The following is a 25,376-nucleotide window of genomic DNA, read 5'->3' on the forward strand; positions in this document are numbered from 1 at the left end:
CTGCGGCAGTCGCTGGACCCGCGGAGGTACTCCGGCGTCGTCCTCGACGAAGAGGATCGCACACGCCGTGCGGTCGGCCTCGCGCATCCTCGCGCATAAGTCGGCGAGGTCATCGTCGGCGTCCACAACGTCGGCTTCGGCCGGCTGGGAACAGCCTTGAACGTATTTGACATTGTCAAGGGCGATCCATCGCCCAGCGAACTCTCTAGATCGACATATGTCGCGCCAGCTCATTCGAGGCGCGACCAAACGAATCTTACTGCCCATTTCCCGTGAGCGACCTTCTCCCCCGTGTTCCAAAGTCAAGCGCCGACCAAGCAAAGCCAGGGCGCGGCGTGCACTGAACTTTCAGAACTGTCAGGGCAGGATCTAGCACCGGTCAAAATCGGGCGTCAAGGCAAGCCTGGAACAGCCCGGACCCGCTGAGCGTTGTGCCCGATCCGACCCACCTCCTTCATCGACATTGCGCTGGCAGCTGGGACATCGCCTCGCCCGCCCCGATCCGCGCGGCGGCCAAAGCGTGGGACTTCGCCGCGCACCCCTTGGACGCGACCGCCCGCTTGGCGCTCGCGCTGATGGCGGCCCTCGCCTCGGCCTTCTTGGGGCCATCGCACGACGCAAAGCGCTTCACTGCGAGATCCGTGTTGCCGCCGTTCGCCAGGTTGATCGCGGCCCTGCACTCCTGCTCCGCCTTCTCGTTGCCAGGCGGCGGGGCCTTGGGCCCGGTGGTCGCGGTCGGGGTCGTCGGGGTCGTCGTGTTCTTCGGGGTGTCCGGAGCCGTCTTGTCCGGGCTGGTGGGCTCGGGCGGGGGAGGCTCCGGGGTGGCGGTGGGCGTGCTCGTGGGCGTGCCCACGGGATCCGACGCCACGGTGACCGACGGCGCGCCCGTGGGCAGCGGGATCGCGGTCGACGTGCTCTCCTCCGTCGTGCTCCCGCCGCTCCCCTTCGTCATCATGACGACGCCCACGACGCCGAGCACCGCGACGGCCGCGACCGCGGCGAGGATCGGAGCTGCCTTGCTCTTCTGCGGCGCCGGCGGCGGCGCGGGGAACACCTGGCCGCTGCCCGTGGGCACGGCCGGGTGCGCCGGAACGACAGCCTGATCCATGACCGTCGGGGCCTGATGGGCCTGATGGTTGACGACGGTCCTCACCGGTCCCGATCCCGTGGGCGGCCCCGCGACGAACAGCGGCTCCCCGAGCTGCGTCTGACCCGAGCGCGACGGCATCAGCGCCGTCCCGCTGGTCGGCGCGTCGCTCCCGACGAGGGTGCGCGGCGCCGCCGCGAGCACCGAGAGGCGAGCGCCCGCGCCGATCGTGAGATCCTCGTAGAAATCCCGCGCCGACTGCTGCCGGTCCTCGCGCCTCTTGCTGAGGGCCCTCATGACGGCCGCCTTCATCTTCGGCGGGGCCGCGGCGCCCATCGGCACGGCCTCGAACGGGAACGGCTGCGCCGTCATGTGCTGCGTCGCCCATGCCCACGGCGTGTCGGCGTCGAACGGCAGGCGCCCGGTGAGCATCTCGTAGGTCAGCACGCCGAGCGAGTAGATGTCGCTCCGCGCGTCGAGCTCGGTCCCCGTGAACTGCTCGGGGCTCATGTACGGCGGGGTGCCGAGCACCGTCCCCTGCTGCGTCAGCTTCTGCTCGGCCTTGGCGCTGCGCTCGTCGCGCTTCGCGATGCCGAAGTCGAGGACCTTGACGTAGTCCTCCTCGCCGGCGCGCTTGGTCAAGAAGATGTTGGCGGGCTTCAGGTCGCGGTGGACGATCCCCTTCTCATGGGCCTCCTGGAGCGACCCGCACGTCTGCGCGATGATGCGATCGACGCGCTCGGGAGAGAGCGCGCCGCCCCGCTCGAGCGCCGTCTCCAGCGACTGCCCGTTGAGGAGCTCCATCGCGATGTAGAGCTCCCCGGTGTTCGTCTGCCCGAAGTCGTAGACCTTGATGGTGTTCGGGTGCTCGAGCTCGCTGACCGTGCCGCACTCCCGCATGAAGCGCGCGACCACCTGCGGATCCTTCGCGTGCTGCGAGAGGAGCGTCTTGATGGCGACCTTCCGCACCGACGTCCCCATCGGCTGCTCGCCGTTGTAGACGCGGCCCATCCCGCCCTCGCCGAGCACGCCCATGATGCGGAACCGGCCGCCGACGATGGCGCCGATGAGCGGGTCTGCTTCCACCGGCGCGACAGGGAGGAGCGCGCCGCACGTGGCGCAGAAGCGCGCCCCATCGATGTTTGGCTGATGGCAAGCGGGACATTCCATGCGATCGAACCTCTACCCCCGAAGCATGACGGAACGCGATCGTCGCCTCGGGCCGCTCCGCGGCGCGCCCGGGCGAGCGTGCGCCGGGCAGGATCGCAGCAGCCGCGAGCGGAGCGCAAGGGACCCGGGCGAGCAGCTGCGCGAGCGCCTCGCCGCTGCGCTCCGCGCGCCGCGGGAGCGTGCTTCTCGACGTCCGCACTTGAAAACCGGGAGCGCTCGAGCGAGATCGGCGCCGTCGGAGGACGCCGACGCTCTGGAGCGCCCAGCTCGACCGCGCGGCCAGACCGCGCTCTCGCAGCCGATTCCAGCGAAACGGACGAAAACGATGCACACCGCTTGACACGTCTCTTGCAGGGGGCTAAGAGCCTCCTCCCTTCGCGGGACTCGTCTACCTTCGGAGCGACGTGAGCGGCACCAACAGCTTCACCTCGCTGCGGTCCAGCCCGGTCGGGACACTCCGAACCGCGCAGGCAGGTGGTCCAGCAGGGCCGGGAGTTGATTGCTCGCACAGAAGTGATCGGTCTTGGGACATTTCGCTAGGTCAGCACGCACGTTTCCCGGAGCCCGGGGACGGGCAGCGGGTGGATGCCGCTGGCGTAGCTCAATCGGTAGAGCACCTGCCTTGTAAGCAGGGGGTTAGGGGTTCAAGTCCCCTCGTCAGCTCCGATGCAAGGCGACCGGTCGGTGATTCGGGAGGTCAGGGCAGAGACAAAGTCGGCAAAATCTAATAAGTAGAGAAAATCTGGAGGGTTGCCCGAGCGGCCAAAGGGAGCAGACTGTAAATCTGCCGGCAATGCCTACGATGGTTCGAATCCATCACCCTCCACCGGAGCGACGCTTCGCTCCGAAGGCGGTCCGACCAGGAACCAGATCCGCCGGGTCACTCCCGACGGAAGCGCGCGGGCGTAGCTCAGTTGGTAGAGCGTCAGCCTTCCAAGCTGAACGTCGCCGGTTCGAACCCGGTCGCCCGCTCCATGGTCGGTCGTTTGCCCACCTAGCTCAGTTGGCAGAGCACGTCCTTGGTAAGGACGAGGTCGTCGGTTCAATCCCGATGGTGGGCTCCAACGAGGACAGCGAAACGCAGTCGCGAACTTCATTTCGGCAGGAGACATCTCGATGGCCAAGGAGAAATTCACTCGTACGAAGCCGCACGTGAACGTGGGCACCATCGGCCACATCGACCACGGCAAGACCACGCTCACGGCGGCGCTCGTCAAGGTGCAGTCGAAGCGCAACCTTGCGAAGGCGATCTCGTACGCCGACATCGCGAAGGGCGGGACGGTCCGTGACGAGACCAAGACGGTGACCATCGCGGCGGCGCACGTCGAGTACGAGTCGGCGAACCGCCACTACGCGCACGTCGACTGCCCCGGGCACGCCGACTACATCAAGAACATGATCACCGGCGCGGCGCAGATGGACGGGGCGATCCTCGTCGTGTCGTCGCTCGACAGCGTGATGCCGCAGACGCGCGAGCACGTGCTGCTCGCCCGCCAGGTCGGCCTGAACCACATCGTCGTGTTCCTCAACAAGTGCGACGCGGTGGACGACCCGGAGATGCTCGACCTTGTCGAGATGGAGGTCCGCGAGCTCCTGTCGAAGTACAAGTTCGACGGGGACAACGCGCCGGTGGTCCGCGGCGCGTCGCTGCCCGCGCTCCAGGGCGACCCGAAGTGGGAGGAGACCATCCAGCAGCTGCTCAGCGCGCTGGACAGCTACATCCCCGAGCCGGTGCGCGACATCGACAAGCCGTTCCTGATGGCGATCGAGGACGTGTTCTCGATCAAGGGCCGCGGCACGGTGGCCACGGGCCGCATCGAGCGCGGCGTGATCAAGGTCGGCGACGAGGTGCAGATCATCGGCTTCAAGGACACGAAGAAGTCGATCGTGACCGGCGTCGAGATGTTCCGCAAGCTGCTCGATCAGGGGCAGGCGGGCGACAACGTCGGGTGTCTGCTCCGCGGCGTGGAGAAGGAAGAGATCGAGCGCGGCCAGGTGCTTGCGAAGCCCGGGTCGATCACGCCGCACACGAAGTTCACCGGTGAGGTGTACGTCCTCAAGAAAGAGGAGGGCGGGCGCCACACGCCGTTCTTCACCAACTACCGGCCGCAGTTCTACATCCGGACGACGGACGTGACCGGCACGGTGAACCTCCCCGAGGGGGTGAAGATGGTGATGCCGGGCGACAACATCACGATGACGATCGAGCTCATCGCCCCGGTCGCGCTGGAGGAGCAGATGCGCTTCGCCATCCGCGAGGGCGGCAAGACGGTGGGCGCCGGCGTCGTCACCAAGATCCTCGCGTAGGAGGCCGACGTGGGCGAGCAGGCCGGTGGGTGGCGTGCGGCGCGCATCGCCGTCTCACTGGCCTGCAGCGAGTGCAAGTCGCGGAACTACAAGACCACGAAGGCACCGGATCAGGTGGTGTCGCTCAAGAAGTTCTGCAAGCAGTGCAAGAAGCACACGGTTCACGACGAGACGAAGTGAACGAGTGCTCAGGAAGGCGCAGCGATTCTAGGGGTATAGCTCAGTTGGTAGAGCAGCGGATTCCAAATCCGCAGGTCGGGAGTTCGAGCCTCTCTGCCCCTGCCGGGGGATGTGGGCGCCTCAGGGCCGCCCCTGGATCCTCACCGAGCAGGCCTTTGTCTGCCGCGGTTCGGCGCGTTTGGTGTTGTTATGGCGAAGGGTCAAAAAGACAAGCCGCCGACGAAGGTCGCGGAGGACGAGGAGCCGGAAGAATCCGGACCGAACTCGCCTGCCGAGGACTCGTCCCTCGTGAAGCAGAGCGAGGGGACGGGGGCTGCTGACGCGAAGGACGCCGAGGCGCCGCGTGCCGATGAATCGAACGACGCCGATGAGGCCGAGGACGAGGAGGTCGCGGCCACTCAGCTTGGCTCGGAGCGCTATGTGCTCGCGGGCTTCTTCGCCGCGGGGATGCTGCTCGCCTACCTGCTCGGCAAGGTCGTCCATGGCGTCTGGGCGACACTCGCCAACAAGGACTGGTTCAGCCGGACGCTGCCGGCGCTCTCCGCGGTGGGTGACGACGACAAGACGACGTACGGCATGATCGTCGGCGGCGTCGTCGCGCTGGTCGTCGTGTTGCGCGCGTTCCGCAACCCCGAGCTTCGCGCCTGGAGCGACGAGGTCGCCGCCGAGCTGGCGAAGGTGAAGTGGCCGACCAAGAAGGAGGTGACGAATGCGACGTTCGTCGTCATCGCGACGACCACCGTGGCGACCCTCTACCTGGCGCTGCTCGACCGCTTCTGGGCATTCGTGACCAACATCGTTTACGGCGATGGAAGCTGAAGCAGGGAGACCCTGAGGGAATCAAGCGCCATGGCCAAGAAGTGGTACGTCATCCATACCTACTCGGGATACGAGGCGAAGGTGCGCGACGCGCTCCAGCAGCGCGTGAAGCAGTACAGCCTGGAAGATCGGTTCGGCGAGATCCTCATCCCGAGCGAGACGGTCACGGAGAACCGTCCCGGCGGTAAGACCCGCGTTCGTCAGAAGCTCAGCCTGCCCGGCTACATCTTCGTGGAGATGGAGATGAACGAGCAGGTCTGGCACCTGGTCAAGGACACGCCCAAGGTGACCGGCTTCATCGGCAACCAGACGCCGCAGGAGGTCCCGATCGTTCAGATCGACAATCTCCGGCGGGGGATCGTCGAAGGGGCGGTCAAGCCGAAGCCGCGGCTCACGTTCGAGGTGGGTGAGGAGGTGCGGGTCCTCGACGGCGCCTTCGCGAACTTCACCGGCACGGTCGATGACGTGAAGATGGACAAGCAGAAGCTCAAGGTGAAGGTCAGCATCTTCGGCCGACCCACCAGCGTTGAGCTCGACTTCTCAGCCGTGGAGAAGCGCTAGCCAGGAACGGACGGCTGCAAACCTGCGGGCGAGCACCGCGCCTCCGCGGTGCTTCGCTGTTTCTCTGAATAGTAGACCGCCCGTCGGGCGGCGGTTCGATAGGGTGCGAGATTCATCATGGCGAAGAAAGTCACAGGGTACGTGAAGCTGCAGCTTCCGGCGGGCAAGGCCAACCCGTCGCCCCCCGTCGGTCCGGCGCTCGGCCAGCACGGCGTCAACATCATGGCGTTCTGCAAGGACTTCAACTCGCGGACGGCGGCGCAGGGGGACATGATCATCCCGGTGGTGATCACGGTCTACTCGGACCGCTCGTTCACGTTCATCATGAAGACGCCGCCGGCCTCCGTGCTCCTCAAGAAGGCGGCGGGGCTCGAGACGAAGAAGAAGCCGGGCGCGGGCTCCAAGGAGCCCAACAAGGTCAAGGTGGGCAAGGTCACGCAGAAGCAGCTGCAGGAGCTTGCCCAGCTCAAGATGCAGGACATGAACACGACGAACCTCGAGTCCGCGATGCGCAGCATGGCGGGCACGGCGCGCTCGATGGGCATCGACGTCGTCGACTGAGGTGGTCGTGGCGCTCCCCGCCGTCGGGGATGCGCCCCGCCGCGCCGGGCGCCTGAGAGGGGCGCCCAGCGGGGCCAGAAGCAAGATTTACCACGGTAGTTTTAGGCGCACCGTGGGAGGCGAGAGCCGTTAAGAAGGAGGGCATGTGCCGAAAGTCGCCAAGAAGAAAGTCGCAGCGCGGGCGGTCGTCGACCGCGCTCGAAAGTACACATTGCAGGAGGCGTGCGCGCTCGTGAAACAAGCGGCGCCCGCCAAGTTCGACGAGACGGTGGATCTCGCGGTCCGGCTGGGTGTCAACCCGCGGCACGCAGACCAGATGGTCCGTGGCGCCGTCGTGCTCCCGCATGGGACGGGGCAGTCGCTTCGGGTCCTGGTGTTCGCCAAGGGCGAGAAGGCCAAGGAGGCCGAGGCGGCCGGCGCCGACTTCGTCGGCGAGGCGGATCTCGTGAACAAGGTCCAGGAAGGCTTCATGGACTTCGATCGCGTGATCGCCACGCCGGACATGATGGGTCTGGTGGGCAAGCTCGGCCGTATCCTCGGTCCGCGCGGCCTGATGCCGAACCCGAAGGTCGGGACCGTGACGTTCGATGTGAAGACGGCCGTCTCGGAGGCGAAGGCCGGCAAGGTGGAGTACCGTGTCGAGAAGGCGGGCATCGTGCACGCGCGGATCGGCAAGGTCTCCTTCGCGGAGAACGCGCTCCATGTGAACGCGGACGCGCTGATCCAGGCGCTCGTCCGGGCCAAGCCGGCGACGGCCAAGGGCATCTACCTCCGGAGCATCACGCTGTCTTCGACGATGGGCCCCGGGGTTCGCATCGACCCGGTCCATTTCATCGGCAAGACGGAGGAGGCGTAGCCCATGGAACGGTCCCAGAAGGAAGTGCTGATCGGCTCCGTCCGGCAGAAGTTCGAGCGGATGTCTTCCGCGGTCTTCCTGGATTTCAAGGGGATGAACGTCGAAGCGGTCACCAAGCTTCGCGATGAGTTCCGGAAGTCCGGCGTGGAGTACCGGGTCGTGAAGAACACGCTCGTCCGCCACGCCATCAAGGAGCACCCCTGGGCGAAGACCCTCGCGAAGAGCCTGACCGGCATGACCGGCGTGGCCTGGAGCTACGAGGATCCGAGCGCGGCAGCCAAGGTCGTCAAGGCGTTCCGCAAGGACAACCAGAAGCTGCAGGTCAAGGCGGGGCTCATCGAGGGGCAGATCCTCTCGGGGGATGCCGTCGAGACGCAGCTCGCGACGATGCCCGGCAAGGATGAGCTTCGTGCCACGCTGCTCGCGACGCTGCAGGCGCCGCTCCAGCAGTTCGTGCAGCAGCTCAACGCGCCTCTCCAGAATTTCGCCTATCTCCTGAAGGCGAAGGAAGAGGAAGCGGGCAAGCAGGCCTGAGAGGGTGCTTTCGTATCAATTGGGCCTTGCGCCCGTCTGGTTTTGGTTTACATGGCCCCCTCCCCGGGGCGCGCAGAAGAGTTTGAAGGAGTCTTGCAATGGCTGAGATCACGCGCGAGCAGGTCGTCGATTACCTCTCCAACCTCCCTGTCATCCAGATCGCCGAGCTCATCAAGGACCTCGAGAACAAGTGGGGCGTCAAGGCTGCCCCCGCGGCCGTCGCCGTCGCGGCCGGCCCCGCGACCGCCGCTCCGGCCGAGAAGGCCCCGGAGCAGACCGAGTTCGACGTCATCCTCGCGAACGCGGGCAGCAACAAGATCGGCGTCATCAAGGCGATCCGCGAGATCACCGGTCTGGGCCTGAAGGAGGCGAAGGACCTGGTCGAGGCCGCGCCGAAGACCGTCAAGGAGCAGGTTTCCAAGGCGGACGCGGAGGAGATGAAGAAGAAGCTCGTCGAGGCAGGTGCTACCGTCGAGCTCAAGTAACGATCACCGCTCCCTGCAAGGGAAATCGGGATCCGCCGGCGGACGGCGGCAGGGGCGGTCGTCCCTGCCGCACGTCCCGCTTTTGTCTGATGAACGGGACCGCGTTTGCGGGCCCTCGCGCAACGCTGAAGAGGGCCGCGAGTACGGGTCCTCGGTCAATCCTGAAGAGGACCGCGGGTGCGGGTCCTCGGCCAACGTCGGAGCTCAATGGGTCGCCACGCGGTCCGCTCTGCCCCCACAACCAAGATGTTTTGGGTCCTCATACCCTGGGGACGCTCGCTCGCCATTCGTGCGTAGCTTCGTGTTCGTTGCTCGGTTCGAGCCGTGCGCCCGCCCCGCACTGCTCGTGTGAGCCGGAGGAAATCGATGCCGTCGGTCGTCCAATCCAACTTCCGCGTCCGTAAGAACCTGGGTCGCGTTCGTCGCATCATCGACGTCCCCAACCTGATCGACATCCAGAAGTCGAGCTACGACAAATTCCTCCAGATGAGCGTTCCGCCGAACGAGCGGGAGGAGGTCGGGCTGCAGGCGGTGTTCCGCTCGGTCTTCCCGATCAAAGACTTCAACGGCACGAGCGAGCTCGTCTTCGTCTCGTACAACCTCGAGCCGCCGAAGTACGACGTCGATGAGTGCCGCCAGCGCGGTATGACCTACTCGGCGCCGATCAAGGTCACGAACCAGCTGATGATCTACGACACCCGCGACGGCGGGGAGCGGATCGTGCGCGACATCAAGGAGCAGGAGGTCTACTTCGGCGAGCTCCCGCTGATGACCGAGACGGGCACGTTCATCATCAACGGCACCGAGCGCGTCGTCGTCAGCCAGCTGCACCGTAGCCCCGGCGTCTTCTTCGACCACGACAAGGGCAAGACGCACTCGAGCGGCAAGCTGCTCTACTCCGCGCGCGTGATCCCGTACCGCGGCTCGTGGCTCGACTTCGAGTTCGACCCGAAGGACATCATCTATGTTCGCATCGATCGCCGGCGGAAGATGCACGCGACGGTGCTTCTGCGCGCGCTCGGGTACTCGACGCAGGACCTGCTGAACTACTTCTACTCGACCGAGACCGTGTACCTCGAGAAGGGTGGCAAGTACGCGAAGAGCATCGAGTACGATCTCCTCGCCGGCCAGCGGACGACGCGCGACATCAAGATCGGCAACGACGTCATCGTCAAGAAGAACACCAAGTTCACCCGCGCCGCCATCCGGAAGATGAAGGAGGCGAAGCTCGAGCGGCTCAGCCTCGAGCCGGAGGAGCTCGTCGGGAAGGTCGCGGCGCACGACATCGTCGACCCGGAGACCGGCGAGGTCGTGGTCGAGGTGAACGAGGAGCTCACCGAGGCGAAGCTCGAGCGGCTGCGCGACGCGAACATCGAGCAGTTCCGCATCCTCTTCATCGACGGCCTGAACGTCGGCTCGTACCTCCGCGACACGCTGCTCACCGACAAGGTGAAGACGATGGAGGACTCGATCCTGGAGATCTACCGGCGGCTGCGGCCGGGCGATCCGCCGACGCTCGAGACCGCCAAGACCCTGTTCCACAACCTGTTCTTCAACGCCGAGCGTTATGACCTGTCGAAGGTCGGCCGGCTGAAGCTGAACTACAAGTTCTACCGCGATGTCCCCGAGGACGAGCGGCCGGGGCTCGACCTCACGGTGCTCACGCCGCAGGACATCCTGGAGACCGTGCGTCACCTGATCGAGCTCAAGAACGGGCGCGGCTCGGTCGACGACATCGATCACCTCGGCAACCGCCGCGTGCGCGCGGTCGGCGAGCTGATGGAGAACCAGTACCGCATCGGCCTCGTCCGCATGGAGCGCGCGATCAAGGAGCGCATGAGCATGTCGCAGGAGATCGACACGCTCATGCCCCACGATCTGATCAACGCGAAGCCGGTCAGCGCGGTCGTGAAGGAGTACTTCGGGAGCTCCCAGCTCTCGCAGTTCATGGACCAGACCAACCCGCTCTCGGAGGTCACCCACAAGCGCCGCCTCTCGGCGCTCGGCCCGGGCGGCCTGACCCGCGAGCGCGCCGGGTTCGAGGTGCGCGACGTCCACGCGACCCACTACGGTCGTATCTGCCCCATCGAGACGCCGGAAGGTCCGAACATCGGCCTCATCGCCTCGCTGTCGACGTTCGCCCGCGTGAACGAGTTCGGGTTCGTCGAGACGCCGTACCGGAAGGTCGAGAACGGCCGGGTGACGGAGGACGTGATCTGGCTCTCCGCGCTCGAAGAGGAGGGCAAGTACATCGCGCAGGCGACCGTGAACCTCGACGAGGGCGGTCGCTTCAAGGAGTCGCTGGTCTCGGCCCGCTACAACGGCGAGTTCAAGATCGTCACGCCCGAGATGGTCGAGCTGATGGACGTCGCGCCGAACCAGATGGTGTCGGTCGCCGCCGCGCTCGTGCCGTTCCTCGAGCACGACGACGCGAACCGCGCGCTCATGGGCGCCAACATGCAGCGTCAGGCCGTGCCCCTCGTGCAGTCGCACGCGCCCCTCGTCGGCACCGGCATGGAGGAGCGGCTCGCCCGCGACTCCGGCGTCTGCGTCATCGCGCGGCGCCCCGGGGTCGTCGAGAGCGTCGACGCGACGCGCATCGTCGTCCGCGCCGAGGGCGAGGGCGCCGAGGTGCCCGATATCTACCACCTCATGAAGTTCCAGCGCTCGAACCAGTCGACCTGCTACACGCAGAAGCCGGTCGTCAGGACGGGCGAGGTGGTGAAGAAGGGCGACGTGCTCGCCGACGGCCCGTCGACGGACATGGGCGAGCTCGCGCTCGGCCAGAACGTGCTCGTCGCGTTCATGCCGTGGCAGGGCTACAACTTCGAGGACTCGATCCTGGTCTCGGAGCGCATCGCCAAGGACGACGTGTTCACCTCGATCCACATCGAGGAGTTCGAGTGCGTCGCCCGCGACACGAAGCTCGGCAAGGAGGAGATCACCCGCGACATCCCGAACGTCGGCGAGGAGGCGCTCAAGGACCTCGACGACTCCGGCATCGTGCGCATCGGGGCCGAGGTGCGGCCGGGCGACATCCTGGTCGGCAAGATCACGCCGAAGGGCGAGACCCAGCTCTCGCCCGAGGAGAAGCTGCTCAGGGCGATCTTCGGCGAGAAGGCCGGCGACGTCCGCGACAGCTCGCTCAAGGTGCCGCCCGGCGTCGGCGGGATCGTCATCAACGCCCGGGTGTTCTCGCGCAAGGGGACCGAGAAGGACGACCGCGCGCGGGACATCGAGGATCAGGAGCGGGCCAGGATCGAGCGGACGCGCGACGAGGAGATCAAGATCCTCCGCGACTCGTTCTTCCGCCGCATCCGCGAGCTCCTCCTCGGCAAGGAGGCGACAGGCAAGCTCGTCGACGACAAGGGCAAGGTGCTCTTCCAGAAGGGCGCCATCATCGACGAGCCCTCGCTCGCCGAGATTCCCCGCAAGTACTGGGGGGAGATCCCCGTGGACGACGCCGAGCGGGTCCAGCAGATCCTGCGCGACCTCGAGGAGCTCGTCCGCACGCGCGAGGAGCACTTCCGCGACAAGATCGATCGCCTCTCCAAGGGCGACGAGCTGCCGCCGGGCGTCATCAAGATGGTGAAGGTCTATATCGCCATCAAGCGCAAGCTCCAGGTCGGCGACAAGATGGCGGGCCGCCACGGCAACAAGGGTGTCATCAGCCGCATCCTCCCCGAGGAGGACATGCCGTATCTGCAGGACGGCAGGCCGGTCGATCTCGTGCTGAACCCGCTCGGCGTGCCGAGCCGCATGAACGTCGGTCAGATCCTCGAGATCCACCTCGGGTGGGGCGCCTTCGAGCTCGGCAACCAGCTGCAGCGGATGCTCGAGCAGCAGCGGGCGAGCGCCGAGATCAAGGAGCACCTGAAGGCCATCTACGCGGGCGACGAGACGATGAACGGCTTCTTCGACAACCTCGATGACGGCGACGTCAAGCGCTTCGTCAAGACGGTCGATGAGGGCGTGTTCATGGGATCGCCGGTGTTCGACGGCGCTCATGAGTCGGATATCAAGGGCGCTCTCGCCCTCGCGGATCTCCCGACCTCGGGCCAGGCGATCCTCTTCGACGGGCGCACGGGTGACGCGTTCGATCAGAACGTCACGGTGGGCATCATGTACATGCTGAAGCTCCACCACCTGGTCGACGACAAGATCCACGCTCGCTCGATCGGGCCCTACTCGCTCGTCACGCAGCAGCCCCTCGGCGGCAAGGCGCAGTTCGGCGGGCAGCGGCTCGGCGAGATGGAGGTCTGGGCGATGGAGGCCTACGGCGCGGCCTACGCGCTGCAGGAGTTCCTCACCGTGAAGAGCGACGACGTGATGGGCCGCACCCGGATGTACGAGGCCATCGTGAAGGGGGACTACACCCTGGAGGCGGGGCTGCCGGAGAGCTTCAACGTGCTCATCAAGGAGCTCCAGTCGCTGTGCCTGAACGTCGAGCTGGTCGAGACGAGCGCAGGGGTGGAGGCGTCGGCCGCGGAGGAAGAGGAGTGATGCAGTTCGTCACGTCACGAGCGCCGCGCGCCTTCTCGGTGACGGCAGGGGAGGCGCGCCGCGCGGGCGGCGCGCTCCCGAACGCTCAAGCAGTGGGCGCGGACAGGTTCATCGGTTTCGTTTCTGTCTCCGGAGGTCTCCATGCGTGACATCTTCAGCTTCTTCGAGAAGCCCAAGGACCCGCTGTCGTTCAGCGCCATCCGCATCTCGCTCGCGAGCCCGGAGAAGATCCGCGAGTGGTCGCACGGCGAGGTGAAGAAGCCGGAGACCATCAACTACCGGACGTTCAAGCCGGAGCGCGATGGTCTGTTCTGCGCCAAGATCTTCGGGCCCGTGAAGGACTACGAGTGCAACTGCGGCAAGTACAAGCGCATGAAGCACCGTGGCATCGTGTGCGAGAAGTGCGGCGTCGAGGTCATCCAGTCGAAGGTCCGGCGCGAGCGGCTCGGGCACATCTCGCTGGCCACGCCGGTCGCCCACATCTGGTTCCTGAAGAGCCTGCCGTCGCGCATCGGCAACATGCTCGACATCACGCTCAAGGACCTGGAGAAGGTGCTCTATTGCGAGGCGTACATCGTCATCGATCCCAAGGAGACTGGCCTCATGCGGGGCGATCTCCTGAGCGAGGAGCGGTATCTGCAGCTCCTCGACGAGTACGGTGACGACAAGTTCAGCGCCGGGATGGGCGGCGAGGCGATCCTCGAGATGCTCAAGCAGGTCGACGTCCACGGCCTGGCGGAGCTGCTCAGGACGGAGATGCGCGCCGCGACCAGCGAGGCCAAGCGGAAGAAGCTCGCGAAGCGGCTCAAGGTCGTCGAGGCGTTCCGCGAGAGCGGCAACCGGCCCGAGTGGATGATGCTGACCGTGATCCCGGTGCTCCCGCCGGATCTGCGCCCGCTCGTCCCCCTGGACGGCGGCCGCTTCGCGACCAGCGATCTCAACGACCTCTACCGCCGCGTCATCAACCGCAACAACCGCCTGAAGCGGCTCCTCGAGCTGAACGCGCCGGAGATCATCATCCGGAACGAGCGCCGGATGCTGCAGGAGGCGGTCGACGCGCTGTTCGACAACGGCCGCCGCGGCAAGACGATCACCGGCCCGAACAAGCGCCCGCTCAAGTCGCTCTCCGACATGCTGAAGGGCAAGCAGGGCCGGTTCCGCCAGAACCTGCTCGGCAAGCGCGTCGACTACTCGGGCCGCTCCGTCATCGTCGTGGGCCCGACGCTGCGCCTGCACCAGTGCGGCCTGCCCAAGAAGATGGCGCTCGAGCTCTTCAAGCCGTTCATCTACAACAAGCTGGAAGAGCGCGGCTACGTCAACACCATCAAGAGCGCCAAGAAGATGGTGGAGAAGGAGCGCCCGGAGGTCTGGGACATCCTCGAGGAGGTCATCAGCGAGCACCCGGTGCTCCTGAACCGCGCCCCGACGCTCCACCGCCTCGGCATCCAGGCGTTCGAGCCCGTCCTCATCGAGGGCAAGGCGATCCAGCTGCACCCGCTGGTCTGCGCGGCGTTCAACGCCGACTTCGATGGCGACCAGATGGCGGTCCACGTGCCGCTGTCGGTCGAGGCGCAGATGGAGGCGCGCGTGCTCATGATGAGCACGAACAACATCCTCTCGCCCGCGAGCGGCAAGCCGATCATCAACCCGACCCAGGACATCGTGCTCGGGCTCTACTACGCGACCCGCGAGCGGAAGTTCGAGAAGGGGTCGTACCGCGCGGACACCCTCGCCTTCGGCGAGGACGGCGTGGCGCAGGGCTACCTGCGGGGCGTCTACGCCTCCCTCGAGGAGGTGCGGATGGCGTACGACAACGGCGAGGTCGCGCTGCACGCCGGCGTCCGCGTCCGCGTGCCGATCATCGACGACGACGGCAACCCGCAGCTCGACGAGTTCGGCCACGTGAAGCGCCGCATCGTCGAGACCACGGTGGGCCGCGTCATCATCTCCGAGGTCCTCCCGAAGGGGGTCGCGTTCGAGTACGCGAACAAGACCCTCGACAAGAAGGCGCTCTCGGCGCTCATCGACGTCTGCTACCGCATCCACCGCAACAAGGAGACCGTCCTCCTCGCGGACCGGCTCCGCACGCTCGGCTTCGACCACGCGATGCGGGCGGGTATCTCGATCTGCATGGATCACATGGTGATCCCGGCGGCCAAGAAGGTTCTTCTGGGCGAGGCGCAGAAGGAGGTCGAGCGCGTCGTCGAGCAGTACCAGGAGGGGCTCATCACCGACGGCGAGCGGTACAACAAGATCGTCGATATCTGGGCGAGCATCGCCGACCAGGTCACGACCGAGATGATGGCCGGCATCGGCAAGGAGACGATCGTCGACCACGAGACGGGCAAGGAGTCGATCGAGCCGAGCTTCAACCCGATCTACATCATGGCCGACTCCGGCGCGCGCGGCTCCACGCAGCAGATCCGGCAGCTGGCCGCGATGCGCGGCCTGATGGCCAAGCCGTCCGGCGAGATCATCGAGACGCCGATCACCGCGAACTTCCGCGAGGGTCTCAGCGTGCTCCAGTACTTCATCTCGACGCACGGCGCCCGGAAGGGGCTCGCCGACACGGCGCTCAAGACGGCGAACTCCGGGTACCTCACCCGGCGGCTCGTCGACGTGGCGCAGGACGCGGTCATCTCCGAGTTCGACTGCGGCACGCTCGACGGCATCCGCGTGGCGAAGCTCGAGGAGGCCGGCGAGGTCATCCAGCCGCTCGGCGACCGCATCCTCGGCCGCGTCGCGCTGGAGGACGTCGTCGACCCGCTCACCGGCGAGGTGCTCATCACGGCGAACACCGAGCTCGACGAGCAGGCGGTGCGGTCCATCGAGGACGCCGGCATCGAGGAGGTCGTCATCCGCTCGGTGCTCACGTGCCAGCTCCGTCGCGGGGTCTGCGCGCTGTGCTATGGGCGCGACCTCGCGCGCGGTTACCGGGTCAACATCGGCGAGGCGGTGGGCATCATCGCCGCCCAGTCGATCGGCGAGCCGGGCACGCAGCTCACGATGCGCACCTTCCACATCGGCGGCACCGCGGCGCGCGGCAAGATCGAGGCGAGCTACCTCGAGGCCCGCACCGAGGGCACCGTCCGCCTCCGCCGCGCGGTCGTCCAGAAGAAGAAGGACGGCACCATGGTGGTCATGAACCGCCACGGCGAGATCGTGGTCGTCGACGAGACGGGGCGCGAGCGCGAGCACAACCGCCTCGTCTACGGCGCCATCCTCAAGAAGGCCGACGGCGAGCGCACCAAGCCCGGCGAGCTGCTCGCCGAGTGGGACCAGTTCGCGACGCCGATCCTCACCGAGGTCTCCGGCGTGGTGAAGTTCGGCGACCTCATCGAGGGCGTCAGCGTGCAGGATCGCCTCGACGAGGTGACGGGCCTCTCGCGAAAGGTCGTCATCGAGTCGAAGGCGGCCGACGTCCGCCCGCGCATCTCGCTGAAGGACCCGGAGTCGGGCAAGACGCTGAAGCTCCTGAACAGCGAGCTCGAGGCGCGCTACCTGCTCCCTGTCGGCGCCCACATCGTCGCGCAGGAGGGGGATCTCATCGAGGCCGGCGAGGTCATCGCCAAGATCCCGCGCGACACGACGAAGGTGCAGGACATCACCGGCGGTCTGCCCCGCGTCGCCGAGCTGTTCGAGGCCCGAAAGCCGAAGGATCACGCGATCATCAGCGAGATCGACGGCGAGGTCACGTTCGGCAAGGACACGAAGGGCAAGCGGAAGGTCATCATCACGCCGTACTCGCCGGACGGGCACGCGCTCGGCGATCAGGCGCGCGAGTACCTGATCCCGAAGGGCAAGCACATCCAGGTGCAGCCGGGTGACCGGGTGCGCGCGGGCGATCCCCTCCAGGACGGCCCGCCGAACCCGCACGACATCCTCCGGGTGAAGGGCGAGAAGGAGCTGTCGGCCTGGCTCGTGAACGAGATCCAGCAGGTGTACCGGCTCCAGGGCGTCGGCATCAACGACAAGCACATCGAGGTCATCGTCCGGCAGATGCTCCGGCGTGTCCGCGTGCGCGAGGTCGGCGACACGAACTTCCTGGTGGACGAGCAGGTCGAGAAGCACATCTTCGAGAAGGAGAACGAGACCGTGCTCGAGCGCGGCGGCAAGCCCGCCATCGCCGAGGCGCTCCTCCTCGGCATCACCAAGGCCAGCCTGTCGACCGAGTCGTTCATCAGCGCCTCGTCGTTCCAGGAGACGACCAAGGTGCTCACCGAGGCCGCGATCAACGGCAAGACGGACGATCTCCGCGGTCTCAAGGAGAACGTCATCATGGGCCGCCTGATCCCGGCCGGGACGGGGCTGCCCGCCTACAAGCGCCTCCAGGTCGTGGTCGAGGGCGAGCCGGTGGCGCAAGCGCCGTACGTCGCCCCCCGGCCGCGTCCCGAGGAGACGCTCACGGCCGTGAACGAGGAGTAGCCGGCCTGCCGGCGCGCCCAGGGCGGGATCCAACCCCGACCCCGGGCGCGCCGCCCATCTCCCGAAGCACGCTCGCAGCGGCTCGGGAGGCGTTTTGCCCTTCGCCCCAGGCTTATCGGCCTCGCGAGTCGCGCCGGACGTGGCGCGCGCGCCTACCCGGAGCCAGTCTTCACTTCCACGTCGCAGCGTATCGGGTCGAGCGGGCCTCGCCAGCCTCGCCAGCCAACCGGCGTCGGCTGGAACGCTCACGGGGCTCGCGCGCCGCGCCGAGCTCTGCTCTCATTCCTCGAGCGCACCCCATGGCTGCATACGCCGCGAGCGGCTGGCCAGCTCTCCCCGCGTGCTCCCGTTCCGCGAGGGTTCTTGGGCGCGCCACCTCCAATTTCTGGGTAGAATCAGGGTTTCGATGGCTTCCGTTCAAGGATTGAACCAGCGGATTGCCGATCGCCTCGTCCTCGAGGGGCGCATCACCCCGGACGATCACCGTCGTGCGGTGGAGTACGCGATGCGTACGCGCGGCCGTATCGAGGACGCCATCATCGAGCTCGACATCGTCAACGAGGCCGAGCTCCTGAAGTTCATCGCGACCGTCCACAACACCCGCTTCGTCTCGACCGAGAAGCTCTCGAAGGCGATCATCGAGCCCCGCGTGCTCGCCAAGGTCTCGGCGATCACCGCGACGTTGCACGGCGTCTTCCCGGTGCTGCTCGACGATCGGAACACGACGCTCTCGGTCGCGACGGCGGATCCCGACAACGACGTCGCGCTGCACGAGATCCGGCTCGCCGCGGGCGTGCGGGACGTACGCGCCATCGTCGCCAGGCCGGCCGCGGTCCGCGCGGCCATCGCGTACCACTACCGGGGCGACACGACCGCGTTCAACTCGCTGCTGCGCCCGGTCAACTCGTTCGACGAGATCCTCTACACCAACAGCAATAACCCCTTCGAGCGCGCGTCGATGACGCACGAGCGCGCATCGATGACGCACGAGCGCGCGTCGATGACGCACGTGCCGGCGGTGGTCCCGCAGCCGGCGCACGGGCAGACGATGCACGGCATGCCGGCGCACGGGGCGCCCACGCAGGCGGCGCCGATGCACCCGCAGGCGATGCACGCGCAGCCGGCGCACGCGGCGCCCACGCAGGCGGCGCCGGTGCCCGCGGCGCTCGTGACGTCGCCGCAGGTGCCCGCGGTGATGCGGGCGCCCTCCGCGCCGCCCCGCGTGGCCCCGGCCGGGCCGCCGCCCACGCCGGTGCCCCCATCGCCGCCCCCCCAGCAGCACGTCGCTCCCGCGCCGATCTCCGCGCCGGTCGCCGCGGCGCCGCCCCCGCCGCCGCCGCACCCGACGACGACCCACGCGTACGTCGAGACGCTCAACGTCCTTGTGAGCCTGCTCGAGAACGCGCGGCAGGACCTCCGAGGCCACTCCTCCACGGTCGCCCGCATCGTGCGCAAGCTCTGCGAGCGCATCGGCCTGCCGCCGACGACGGTCGCGAGCTACGTGGCCTCGGCCTACCTGCACGACCTCGGCAAGAACGGCCCGTACCACCTCACCGCGCTCAACGTCGCCGAGTACGAGGGGCACCGGCTCGCCGCGACGAAGAGCGTCGATCTTCCGGCGCACCTCATGGAGTCGGTGGGGCTGCCGCAGGAGGTCGTCTCGGCGATCAGCATGATGTACGAGCGCTACGACGGCAGCGGCTTCCCCGATGGCCTGTCCGGCAAGGAGATCCCGCTCGGCGCGCGCATCCTCGCGGTCGCGGACACCTACGCCGATCTCACGCAGAACCCGCGCAACCCGTACCGCAAGGCGCTCCGCCCGCCGGAGGCCTGCGACGTGCTCGCCCAGTACCGCGCCACCATCTTCGATCCGAACATCGTCGATCTCTTCCGCCAGGTCATGACGGGCGACGACATGCGCGCGAAGCTGCTCTCCGATCGGCACCAGGCGCTCATCGTCGACCCGGATCCCGAGGAGACGACGGTGCTCGAGCTGCGCCTGCTCGAGCAGGGCTTCGAGGTCTCGATCGCGCGCAACGTGGCGCAGGCGCGCCGCGAGCTCGAGACGAAGGACATCGAGGTCGTCGTCAGCGAGATCGACCTCGAGGAGCCCGACGCCGGCCTCGCGCTCCGCTCCGACGCGCTGAAGCTCGGCTTCGGCCGCGACAAGACGTGGGTCATCCTCACCGCGAAGACGGACCGGCAGACCGCCCAGCGCGCCTTCGATCTCGGCGTCGACGACTTCGTCTCGAAGCCGGCGTCGACCGACGTCATGGCCGCCAAGCTCCGCCAGCTCATCGAGCGGCGCTCCACGACCACCGTCCCCCGCGGCGTGTCCGGCTCGCTCGCCGAGATGGGCCTGCCGGACATGATCCAGATCCTCTGGCACGGCCGGAAGACGTGCGCGCTCAAGATCCAGGCGAACTCCATGGCCGGCGAGATCCACTTCGCCGACGGGCAGGTCGTCCATGCGCTCTGGGCCGGCGCGCTGGGCGAGGACGCGTTCTACCGGATGCTCACGCTCCGGGAGGGCGACTTCCGCCTCGACCCGAGCTTCTCGCCCAGCACCCGCAGCATCACCGCGTCACCCGAGGCGCTGCTCCTCGAAGGGATGCGCCGCCTCGACGAAGGGACCTTGTCCTAGGCGCGTCGCGCTGGAGGCCCCTTGAAGAGCCCCGTCTGCATCGAGACCCCGCGGCTGCGCCTCTTCATCCCTCCCGTCGAGCTCGCTGGCCGCTACCTCGCCTATTTCGAGCGCAACCGCGATCACCTGGCGCGGTGGGATCCGCCGCGCCCCGAGGGCTTCTACACCGAGGCGTTCTGGCGCGAGCGCCTCCTCCGCGACCTCGAGGACTTCGCCGCGGATCGCGCGCTCCGGCTCGCGCTGCAGTGGCGCGGCGCCCCCGGCGGCGAGGTGATCGGGGTCTGCAACTTCACGCAGTTCGTCCGCGGCGCCTTCCAGGCCGCGACCCTCGGCTACTCGCTCGACCAGCGCGTCGTGGGCTCGGGCCTGATGTTCGAGGCGATCGAGGCGGCGATCGCATACATGTTCGACACGCTCGGCTTCCACCGCGTGATGGCGAACTACCTGCCGCACAACGAGCGCAGCGGCCGGCTGCTCCGGCGCCTCGGCTTCGCCGTCGAGGGGTACGCGCGCGATTACCTGTTCATCGACGGCGCGTGGCGCGATCACGTCCTGACCGCGCTGACCAACCCGAGGCCCGCGCCTCCGGGGGGCTCGCGAACGACGGGGGCAGCGCACCCCGTCCGCGGCGCCGGCCCCCGCCACGGTTGATCCGGCAGCTCCTGGGATCGCGCCGCCGCGCGGCGTCCTGGCCGCACGCCCCTGCCGGGCGGCGACCGGCCGGCAACCAGGCGAGAACGCTGAAGATTGCGGCTTGCCGGCCCGCGACCGCCGCGCGCCGCGTCTTGCCCCGCAGCGGGCGCCGCCCTAGCTTGTCCCGAGGCGTGGACCGCGAGTGCGGCCGCGACCCGGAGGCACATGTACGGTCCGCAAGGCAACGGTGGCGGCAGCGCACGCAGGCCAGCGCAGCGCTCGACGAAGGTCACGGTCCCCGAGATCCGCTCGCGCAAAGGGGCCTCGCCGATCGCGATGGTGACTGCCTACGACTTCACGATGGCGCGGCTGCTCGACGAGGGCGGCGCCGATCTGCTGCTCGTCGGCGACTCGCTGGGGATGGTCGTGCAGGGGCACACGACGACGCTCCCCGTGACGGTCGAGGAGATCTGTTACCACGGGCGCGCGGTGGCGCGCGGCGCGCGGCGAGCCCACGTCGTGGGCGACATGCCGTTCATGAGCTTCCAGCTCTCTCCGATGCACGCGCTCGAGAACGCCGGGCGCATGATGAAGGAGGGCAGCTTCGAGAGCATCAAGCTCGAGGGGGGCGAGGAGATCGCCGAGCACGTGCGCCGGATCGTCGCCGCGGGCATCCCGGTGATGGGTCACCTCGGGCTCACGCCGCAGTCGGTGCACGCGATGGGCGGGTTCAAGGTGCAGGGCAAGGGCGACGAGGCGGCCGAGCGCCTCATCGCCGACGCGCGCGTCCTCGACGAGGCGGGCGCCTACGCGATCGTGCTCGAGGCCATCCCGCCGGACCTCGCGCAGGAGGTGACGGCCGCTGTCTCCGTCCCGACGATCGGGATCGGCGCCGGGGCCGGCTGCGACGGGCAGGTGCTCGTCTGTTACGACCTGCTCGGGATGTTCCGCGAGCTGACGCCGAAGTTCGCGAAGCGCTTCGCCGAGGTCGGCGATCAGATCGTGGAGGCGACGCGCGCCTACGTGGACGAGGTGCAGTCGCGCACGTTCCCCGCCGCAGAGCACAGCTTCAAGCCGAACGGGCCTCGCCGGGCCGCGACCGTGCCCGCCGCGCCGGCCAAGCCCGAGTTCGCGCCGGCGGACGAGATCCCCCCGCACTGGCAGACGCACTGAGCGCGGCAGCGCGGCGAGGCGCGGTGCGGTCGGTTGACTCGACTCGACTCGACGCCGGCTGCTCCGCGTCGGCAGGCGCGCGCCCCGCGCGGGCAAGCGCGCCGGAGGGGGCCGGCCTCAGCTCGCCTGGCCTTCCGCCGGCTCCTGCCGCCCTCCGATGGAGCGCAGCAAGAGCTCGACCGCGAGCAACAGGAGCAGCAGGAGCGCGACGTAGGGCGACCCGTCGATGGATGCGGCCATGCCGCCCAGCTCCGCCGCGCGGGCGCTCTCGGCGACGCGCCTGGGGCGGAGGTCGATCTCGCGCTCGGGGACCGACACGACGCGCGTCGAGCGCTCGCCGTCCAGGGTGAGCTCGTAGAGGCCCGCGAGCGGCGGAGAGACGCGCAGGCGCCGCTCGACCTCGGCGACGGGGAGCGCCTCGCGCGACCGCGAGCCCTGCGAGGCCCCGTCGCGGTCGACCCGCACGCGCTCGACCTTGACGTCGTGGTAGCCGTCGAACGTCCACAGCTCGCCCGCGGCGAGGCGCCGCGCGCCGCCGCGGGCGCGCGCGGCGCCGACGAAGCCGTCGAGCAACGACAGGAACGCGGGCCGCAGCGCGACGTCGCTCTCCTCCGTGCTGAGGGGCAGCGTCATGAACAGCACCACGCCGCGCCCGAGCGGGCGGCGCACGAGGAATGGGGCGCCGTCCGCCCACCGGGCGAGCACCTCGGCGCCCTCCGAGGCCTCCGCGCCCAGCGTCGCCCGGCCGCGCGGGGCGACGTCGGCGAGGCCGGGCGCGGACGGGCCGAGCCAGCCCGCCGTCGCCGGATCCACGCCGGGCACCGGGGAGGCCGACCAGCGGACGACGCCCGGGACCAGCGGCTCGAACCCGGCGCCGAGCGGTGCCGCGGCCGCGCGCTGGCCGAGCGTCAGCAGCGCGACGCCGCCGCGCTCGACCCACGCGGCGAGCGAGCGGCGCACCTCCGGCGTGAAGCCGGGCGCGTCGTCGACGATGAGCCCCGCGTGCGCGGCCAGCTCGTCCGCGTGCTCCGGGACCGAGGGCAGCGGCCTGATCTGCGCGTCCAGGTCGAGCGCCGAGAGGGCCTGCTCGAGCGGCGGCGGGCCGCCCGTCTCGACGTGCGTGGTCGCGGGGTCGACCACGACCGCGATTGAGAGCGGGCCGCCGGCGGAGATGATCGGGGCGCGGTCGTCCTCGACGATCGCGTCGCCGCCGGTGAGCGCGGCGATCAGGATCTCGGGCGTCCCGGCCGGGAGGTCGATCGAGAGCTCCTCGGCGCGCAGGGCCGGATCGAGCGCGACCTTGCCGAGCACGGCGTCGCCGGCGCGCACCTCGAGGGATCGCCCCGCCGCGGCGGAGGCGCCCGTCGCCGAGGCGCCTGCGGCGGGCGGCGCGTCCGCGCCGCCGTCTCGCTGCGCGACGGCGATGTCGGGCCCGCGCGCCGCGGTCGACGCGGCGGTGCAGACGACGCGGACGCGCGCCTTCTGGCCGGATCGATCGGCGCGGACGATCCCGCAGTCCTGGCCCGTCGCCTCGAGCTCCTGGAGCGGCACCCACGTGGCGATGTCGGGGGTGCCCGAGATGGGCGGGGCGCCGGGCGTGCCGTCAGCGAGGTCGCTGAGGAGCACGATGCGTTTGTCGCTCTGAGGCAGCCCACGGAGCAGATCGCGAGCGAGCGCGAGGGCGCCGTCGATGTCGGTGGCGCGGTCCGACGGCGCCACAGCGTCGAGCGCCTCGCCGACGGCGGCGAGGTTGGTTGTCGACGCGAGGGCGACGCGGGCCGGGGCGCCCGCGAGGACGAGCGCCGCGGCGTCGCCGGGAGCGAGGCCGCCGGCGAGCTCGCGCGCGGCCGTGAGCGCGCGCTCGAACCGCGAGGGCGCCTGCGAGGAAGCGCGCGAGGAATCGTCGATCGACCGCGCGGCGCCCTCGGCGCCGTCCGGGCGCGCCCGCATGCTGAGCGAGTCGTCGACGACGATGGCGAGCGCGACCGACGCACCGGCCCTGCGGCTGAGCGACAGGTGCGAGCAGCGCAGGAGCGGCGTGGCGCCGAGCACCGCGAGCGCGATCACCGAGACGGCCCGGGTGGCGAAGAGGGCGCGGTCCTCGAGGAGGCTCCGGCGCCGCGCCGTCGGCGGCGTGGGCGGGACCAGGCGCGCCGGCGGGAACGGCCGCTCCTCGGCGCGGCGGCGGCGCAGGAGGTGCGCGGCGACCGGCGCCCCGACGAGCAGCGCGACCAGCAGCGCGCCGAGCGTGACGAAGCTCATCGGCGCACCTCGGCGATCGCCTGCACGAGCGAGCGGACGACGTCGGTCGGAGGATCGGCGCTGGTCGCGCGGAGCAGGCGGCCGCCGCGCGACGCGAGCGCCCGCGACCAGGCCTCGGCCAGGGCGGCGAGGCGCGCCTGGTACTCCGCGCGGACCGCGCCCGCGTCGGCCTCCACGACGGCGCCGCCCTCCAGGGCGCGGAGGCGCACGTTGCCCTCGAAGTCGAGCGTCGCCTCGCTGGGATCGAGGACCTGGAGCGCGATCAGCGTGCGGCCGCCGGTGCTCAGCGACGTGAACGCCGAGAGCGCGCGATCGACGCCCGACGGGGCCGCGCCGGGTTCATGAGCAAGATCGATGAGATCGGAGATGAGCAGGACGACGGCGCCGCGGCGGGCCTTCTTCGCGATGGGCGCGAGCGCGCGCTCGACAGCGCCGGCGTCGCCGCTCCAGTCCTGGGCGGCGGAGGTGGCCTCGAGGGCGCCGACGATCCGCTCGAACGCCTCGCGCCCCGCCATCGCGGGCAGGCCGTGGGTGCCGGCGCCGCCGAGCCAGGCGAGCCCCACCGGGTCGCCGGTGGCGAGCGCGACGCGGGCCATGGCCGCGGCGATGAGCGCCGCGTAGGCCAGCTTGGCGCCGGGCGCGCGCCGGCCGCGGTACGACATCGAGGCGGTCGCGTCGACGCACAGCCACAGGGCGCGATCGGTCTCGGTCTCGAACTCGCGCACCATGAGGCGATCGTGGCGGAGCAGGGCGCGGCGATCGAAGAAGCGGAGATCGTCGCCGGGCACATAGGGCCGCTGGCCGCCGAACTCGACGCCCGCGCCCTTGCGGACGCTCCGGTGCATGCCGGCGTAGACGCCCTCGGCGACGGCGCGCGACTTGAGGCGGAGCGGGGCGAGCCCGCCCCAGTCGATGGGGAACGCGGCGAGCGAGGCGCGGTCGGAGGCGAGCGGCACGGTGTCGCTTCTTAGCCTGGATCCACCGGGCGATCACCTCGCGGCAGCGGCGCGCCGGCGCTGCGGGGGGACGCGCGGCAGCCGTGCGCCGGCGCTGTCGGTGGACGCGCGGCAGCCGTGCGCCGGCGGCGCGCCGAGCCGCGCTCGGGGACGCTCCTGGGCTCCCTCCCTCGCGCGGCTTTCTCGTGGGCTTTCCCGTTGTTCCGGGGGCGAGGGCTTG

16 protein-coding genes and 5 tRNA genes are annotated in these 25,376 nt (G+C 69.0%); 18 read left to right on the forward strand and 3 right to left on the reverse strand.

From position 1 onward, the window contains the following. Nucleotides 1-454 precede the first annotated feature (454 nt). Nucleotides 455-2,257, reverse strand: coding sequence for a serine/threonine-protein kinase (locus WMF46_RS02215; protein WP_437984083.1), 1,803 nt, complete (start codon nucleotides 2,255-2,257; stop codon nucleotides 455-457). A gap of 590 nt (nucleotides 2,258-2,847) precedes the next feature. Here WMF46_RS02215 and WMF46_RS02220 point away from each other — a divergent pair. From WMF46_RS02220 to panB, 18 genes are all read left to right on the forward strand, one after another. Further along, nucleotides 2,848-2,920 (forward strand) — tRNA-Thr (locus WMF46_RS02220). 81 nt (nucleotides 2,921-3,001) lie between these two features. After that, a tRNA-Tyr gene (locus WMF46_RS02225) sits at nucleotides 3,002-3,083 on the forward strand. A 73-nt stretch (nucleotides 3,084-3,156) separates the two neighbouring features. Next, nucleotides 3,157-3,232 (forward strand) — tRNA-Gly (locus WMF46_RS02230). A 13-nt stretch (nucleotides 3,233-3,245) separates the two neighbouring features. Beyond that, nucleotides 3,246-3,321, forward strand: a tRNA-Thr gene (locus WMF46_RS02235). A gap of 52 nt (nucleotides 3,322-3,373) precedes the next feature. Then, nucleotides 3,374-4,564, forward strand: a complete 1,191-nt coding sequence (gene tuf / locus WMF46_RS02240; RefSeq protein WP_437984084.1) for an elongation factor Tu — start codon at nucleotides 3,374-3,376, stop codon at nucleotides 4,562-4,564. Between the two features lie 9 nt (nucleotides 4,565-4,573). Beyond that, complete coding sequence (gene rpmG, locus WMF46_RS02245; RefSeq protein ID WP_437531315.1) at nucleotides 4,574-4,744, forward strand: 50S ribosomal protein L33; 171 nt, start codon at nucleotides 4,574-4,576, stop codon at nucleotides 4,742-4,744. Nucleotides 4,745-4,773: 29 nt separating this feature from the next. Further along, nucleotides 4,774-4,846: transfer RNA gene (locus tag WMF46_RS02250), tRNA-Trp, on the forward strand. An 87-nt stretch (nucleotides 4,847-4,933) separates the two neighbouring features. Next, on the forward strand, nucleotides 4,934-5,563 hold the full coding sequence (gene secE, locus WMF46_RS02255; protein ID WP_437984085.1) for a preprotein translocase subunit SecE: 630 nt from the start codon (nucleotides 4,934-4,936) through the stop codon (nucleotides 5,561-5,563). A 30-nt stretch (nucleotides 5,564-5,593) separates the two neighbouring features. Further along, nucleotides 5,594-6,124, forward strand: a complete 531-nt coding sequence (gene nusG / locus WMF46_RS02260) for a transcription termination/antitermination protein NusG (protein ID WP_012233040.1) — start codon at nucleotides 5,594-5,596, stop codon at nucleotides 6,122-6,124. A 117-nt stretch (nucleotides 6,125-6,241) separates the two neighbouring features. Continuing rightward, nucleotides 6,242-6,685, forward strand: a complete 444-nt coding sequence (gene rplK / locus WMF46_RS02265; protein ID WP_272097520.1) for a 50S ribosomal protein L11 — start codon at nucleotides 6,242-6,244, stop codon at nucleotides 6,683-6,685. Nucleotides 6,686-6,830: 145 nt separating this feature from the next. After that, nucleotides 6,831-7,541 (forward strand): 50S ribosomal protein L1, encoded by a 711-nt coding sequence (gene rplA / locus WMF46_RS02270; RefSeq protein ID WP_272097521.1) that lies wholly within the window; start codon nucleotides 6,831-6,833, stop codon nucleotides 7,539-7,541. 3 nt (nucleotides 7,542-7,544) lie between these two features. Then, nucleotides 7,545-8,075 (forward strand): 50S ribosomal protein L10, encoded by a 531-nt coding sequence (gene rplJ, locus WMF46_RS02275; protein WP_437549104.1) that lies wholly within the window; start codon nucleotides 7,545-7,547, stop codon nucleotides 8,073-8,075. 98 nt (nucleotides 8,076-8,173) lie between these two features. Then, the gene (gene rplL, locus WMF46_RS02280) at nucleotides 8,174-8,560 is read left to right on the forward strand and encodes a 50S ribosomal protein L7/L12 (protein ID WP_437743924.1); all 387 of its coding nucleotides are present in this window, start codon (nucleotides 8,174-8,176) and stop codon (nucleotides 8,558-8,560) included. A 366-nt stretch (nucleotides 8,561-8,926) separates the two neighbouring features. Continuing rightward, nucleotides 8,927-13,063, forward strand: coding sequence for a DNA-directed RNA polymerase subunit beta (gene rpoB / locus WMF46_RS02285; RefSeq protein ID WP_437976274.1), 4,137 nt, complete (start codon nucleotides 8,927-8,929; stop codon nucleotides 13,061-13,063). A gap of 141 nt (nucleotides 13,064-13,204) precedes the next feature. Beyond that, nucleotides 13,205-17,488: a DNA-directed RNA polymerase subunit beta' gene (gene rpoC, locus WMF46_RS02290; RefSeq protein ID WP_437984086.1), complete on the forward strand. Its 4,284-nt coding sequence runs from the start codon at nucleotides 13,205-13,207 to the stop codon at nucleotides 17,486-17,488. A gap of 406 nt (nucleotides 17,489-17,894) precedes the next feature. Then, on the forward strand, nucleotides 17,895-20,132 hold the full coding sequence (locus WMF46_RS02295; protein ID WP_437984087.1) for an HD domain-containing phosphohydrolase: 2,238 nt from the start codon (nucleotides 17,895-17,897) through the stop codon (nucleotides 20,130-20,132). A gap of 21 nt (nucleotides 20,133-20,153) precedes the next feature. Continuing rightward, nucleotides 20,154-20,783, forward strand: a complete 630-nt coding sequence (locus WMF46_RS02300; protein WP_437984088.1) for a GNAT family N-acetyltransferase — start codon at nucleotides 20,154-20,156, stop codon at nucleotides 20,781-20,783. Nucleotides 20,784-20,990: 207 nt separating this feature from the next. Then, nucleotides 20,991-21,938: a 3-methyl-2-oxobutanoate hydroxymethyltransferase gene (gene panB / locus WMF46_RS02305; RefSeq protein WP_437549113.1), complete on the forward strand. Its 948-nt coding sequence runs from the start codon at nucleotides 20,991-20,993 to the stop codon at nucleotides 21,936-21,938. A gap of 117 nt (nucleotides 21,939-22,055) precedes the next feature. Here the strand turns inward: panB and WMF46_RS02310 are convergent, their stop codons facing one another. Together WMF46_RS02310 and WMF46_RS02315 are read right to left on the reverse strand one after the other, a co-directional pair. Next, on the reverse strand, nucleotides 22,056-24,200 hold the full coding sequence (locus tag WMF46_RS02310) for a VWA domain-containing protein (RefSeq protein ID WP_437984089.1): 2,145 nt from the start codon (nucleotides 24,198-24,200) through the stop codon (nucleotides 22,056-22,058). Further along, a complete protein-coding gene (locus WMF46_RS02315; protein ID WP_437984090.1) occupies nucleotides 24,197-25,156 on the reverse strand; it encodes a DUF58 domain-containing protein in 960 nt (319 codons plus the stop codon). The genes WMF46_RS02310 and WMF46_RS02315 overlap by 4 nt, the downstream gene beginning before the upstream one ends. Nucleotides 25,157-25,376 lie beyond the last annotated feature (220 nt).

Origin of the sequence: Sorangium sp. So ce117 (genome assembly GCF_051524395.1) — a bacterium.
GTDB classification, from domain to species: domain Bacteria; phylum Myxococcota_A; class Polyangia; order Polyangiales; family Polyangiaceae; genus Sorangium; species Sorangium cellulosum_B.

Bases quoted from the DNA above. Each gene is read 5' to 3' on its own strand.
- tuf (WP_437984084.1), top strand. From the start codon at position 3,374: ATGGCCAAGGAGAAATTCACTCGTACGAAGCCGCACGTGAACGTGGGC.
- WMF46_RS02215 (WP_437984083.1), bottom strand. From the start codon at position 2,257: ATGGAATGTCCCGCTTGCCATCAGCCAAACATCGATGGGGCGCGCTTC.
- rpoB (WP_437976274.1), top strand. From the start codon at position 8,927: ATGCCGTCGGTCGTCCAATCCAACTTCCGCGTCCGTAAGAACCTGGGT.
- secE (WP_437984085.1), top strand. From the start codon at position 4,934: ATGGCGAAGGGTCAAAAAGACAAGCCGCCGACGAAGGTCGCGGAGGAC.
- rplL (WP_437743924.1), top strand. From the start codon at position 8,174: ATGGCTGAGATCACGCGCGAGCAGGTCGTCGATTACCTCTCCAACCTC.
- WMF46_RS02295 (WP_437984087.1), top strand. From the start codon at position 17,895: ATGGCTTCCGTTCAAGGATTGAACCAGCGGATTGCCGATCGCCTCGTC.
- nusG (WP_012233040.1), top strand. From the start codon at position 5,594: ATGGCCAAGAAGTGGTACGTCATCCATACCTACTCGGGATACGAGGCG.
- WMF46_RS02310 (WP_437984089.1), bottom strand. From the start codon at position 24,200: ATGAGCTTCGTCACGCTCGGCGCGCTGCTGGTCGCGCTGCTCGTCGGG.
- rplJ (WP_437549104.1), top strand. From the start codon at position 7,545: ATGGAACGGTCCCAGAAGGAAGTGCTGATCGGCTCCGTCCGGCAGAAG.
- panB (WP_437549113.1), top strand. From the start codon at position 20,991: ATGTACGGTCCGCAAGGCAACGGTGGCGGCAGCGCACGCAGGCCAGCG.
- rpoC (WP_437984086.1), top strand. From the start codon at position 13,205: ATGCGTGACATCTTCAGCTTCTTCGAGAAGCCCAAGGACCCGCTGTCG.
- rplK (WP_272097520.1), top strand. From the start codon at position 6,242: ATGGCGAAGAAAGTCACAGGGTACGTGAAGCTGCAGCTTCCGGCGGGC.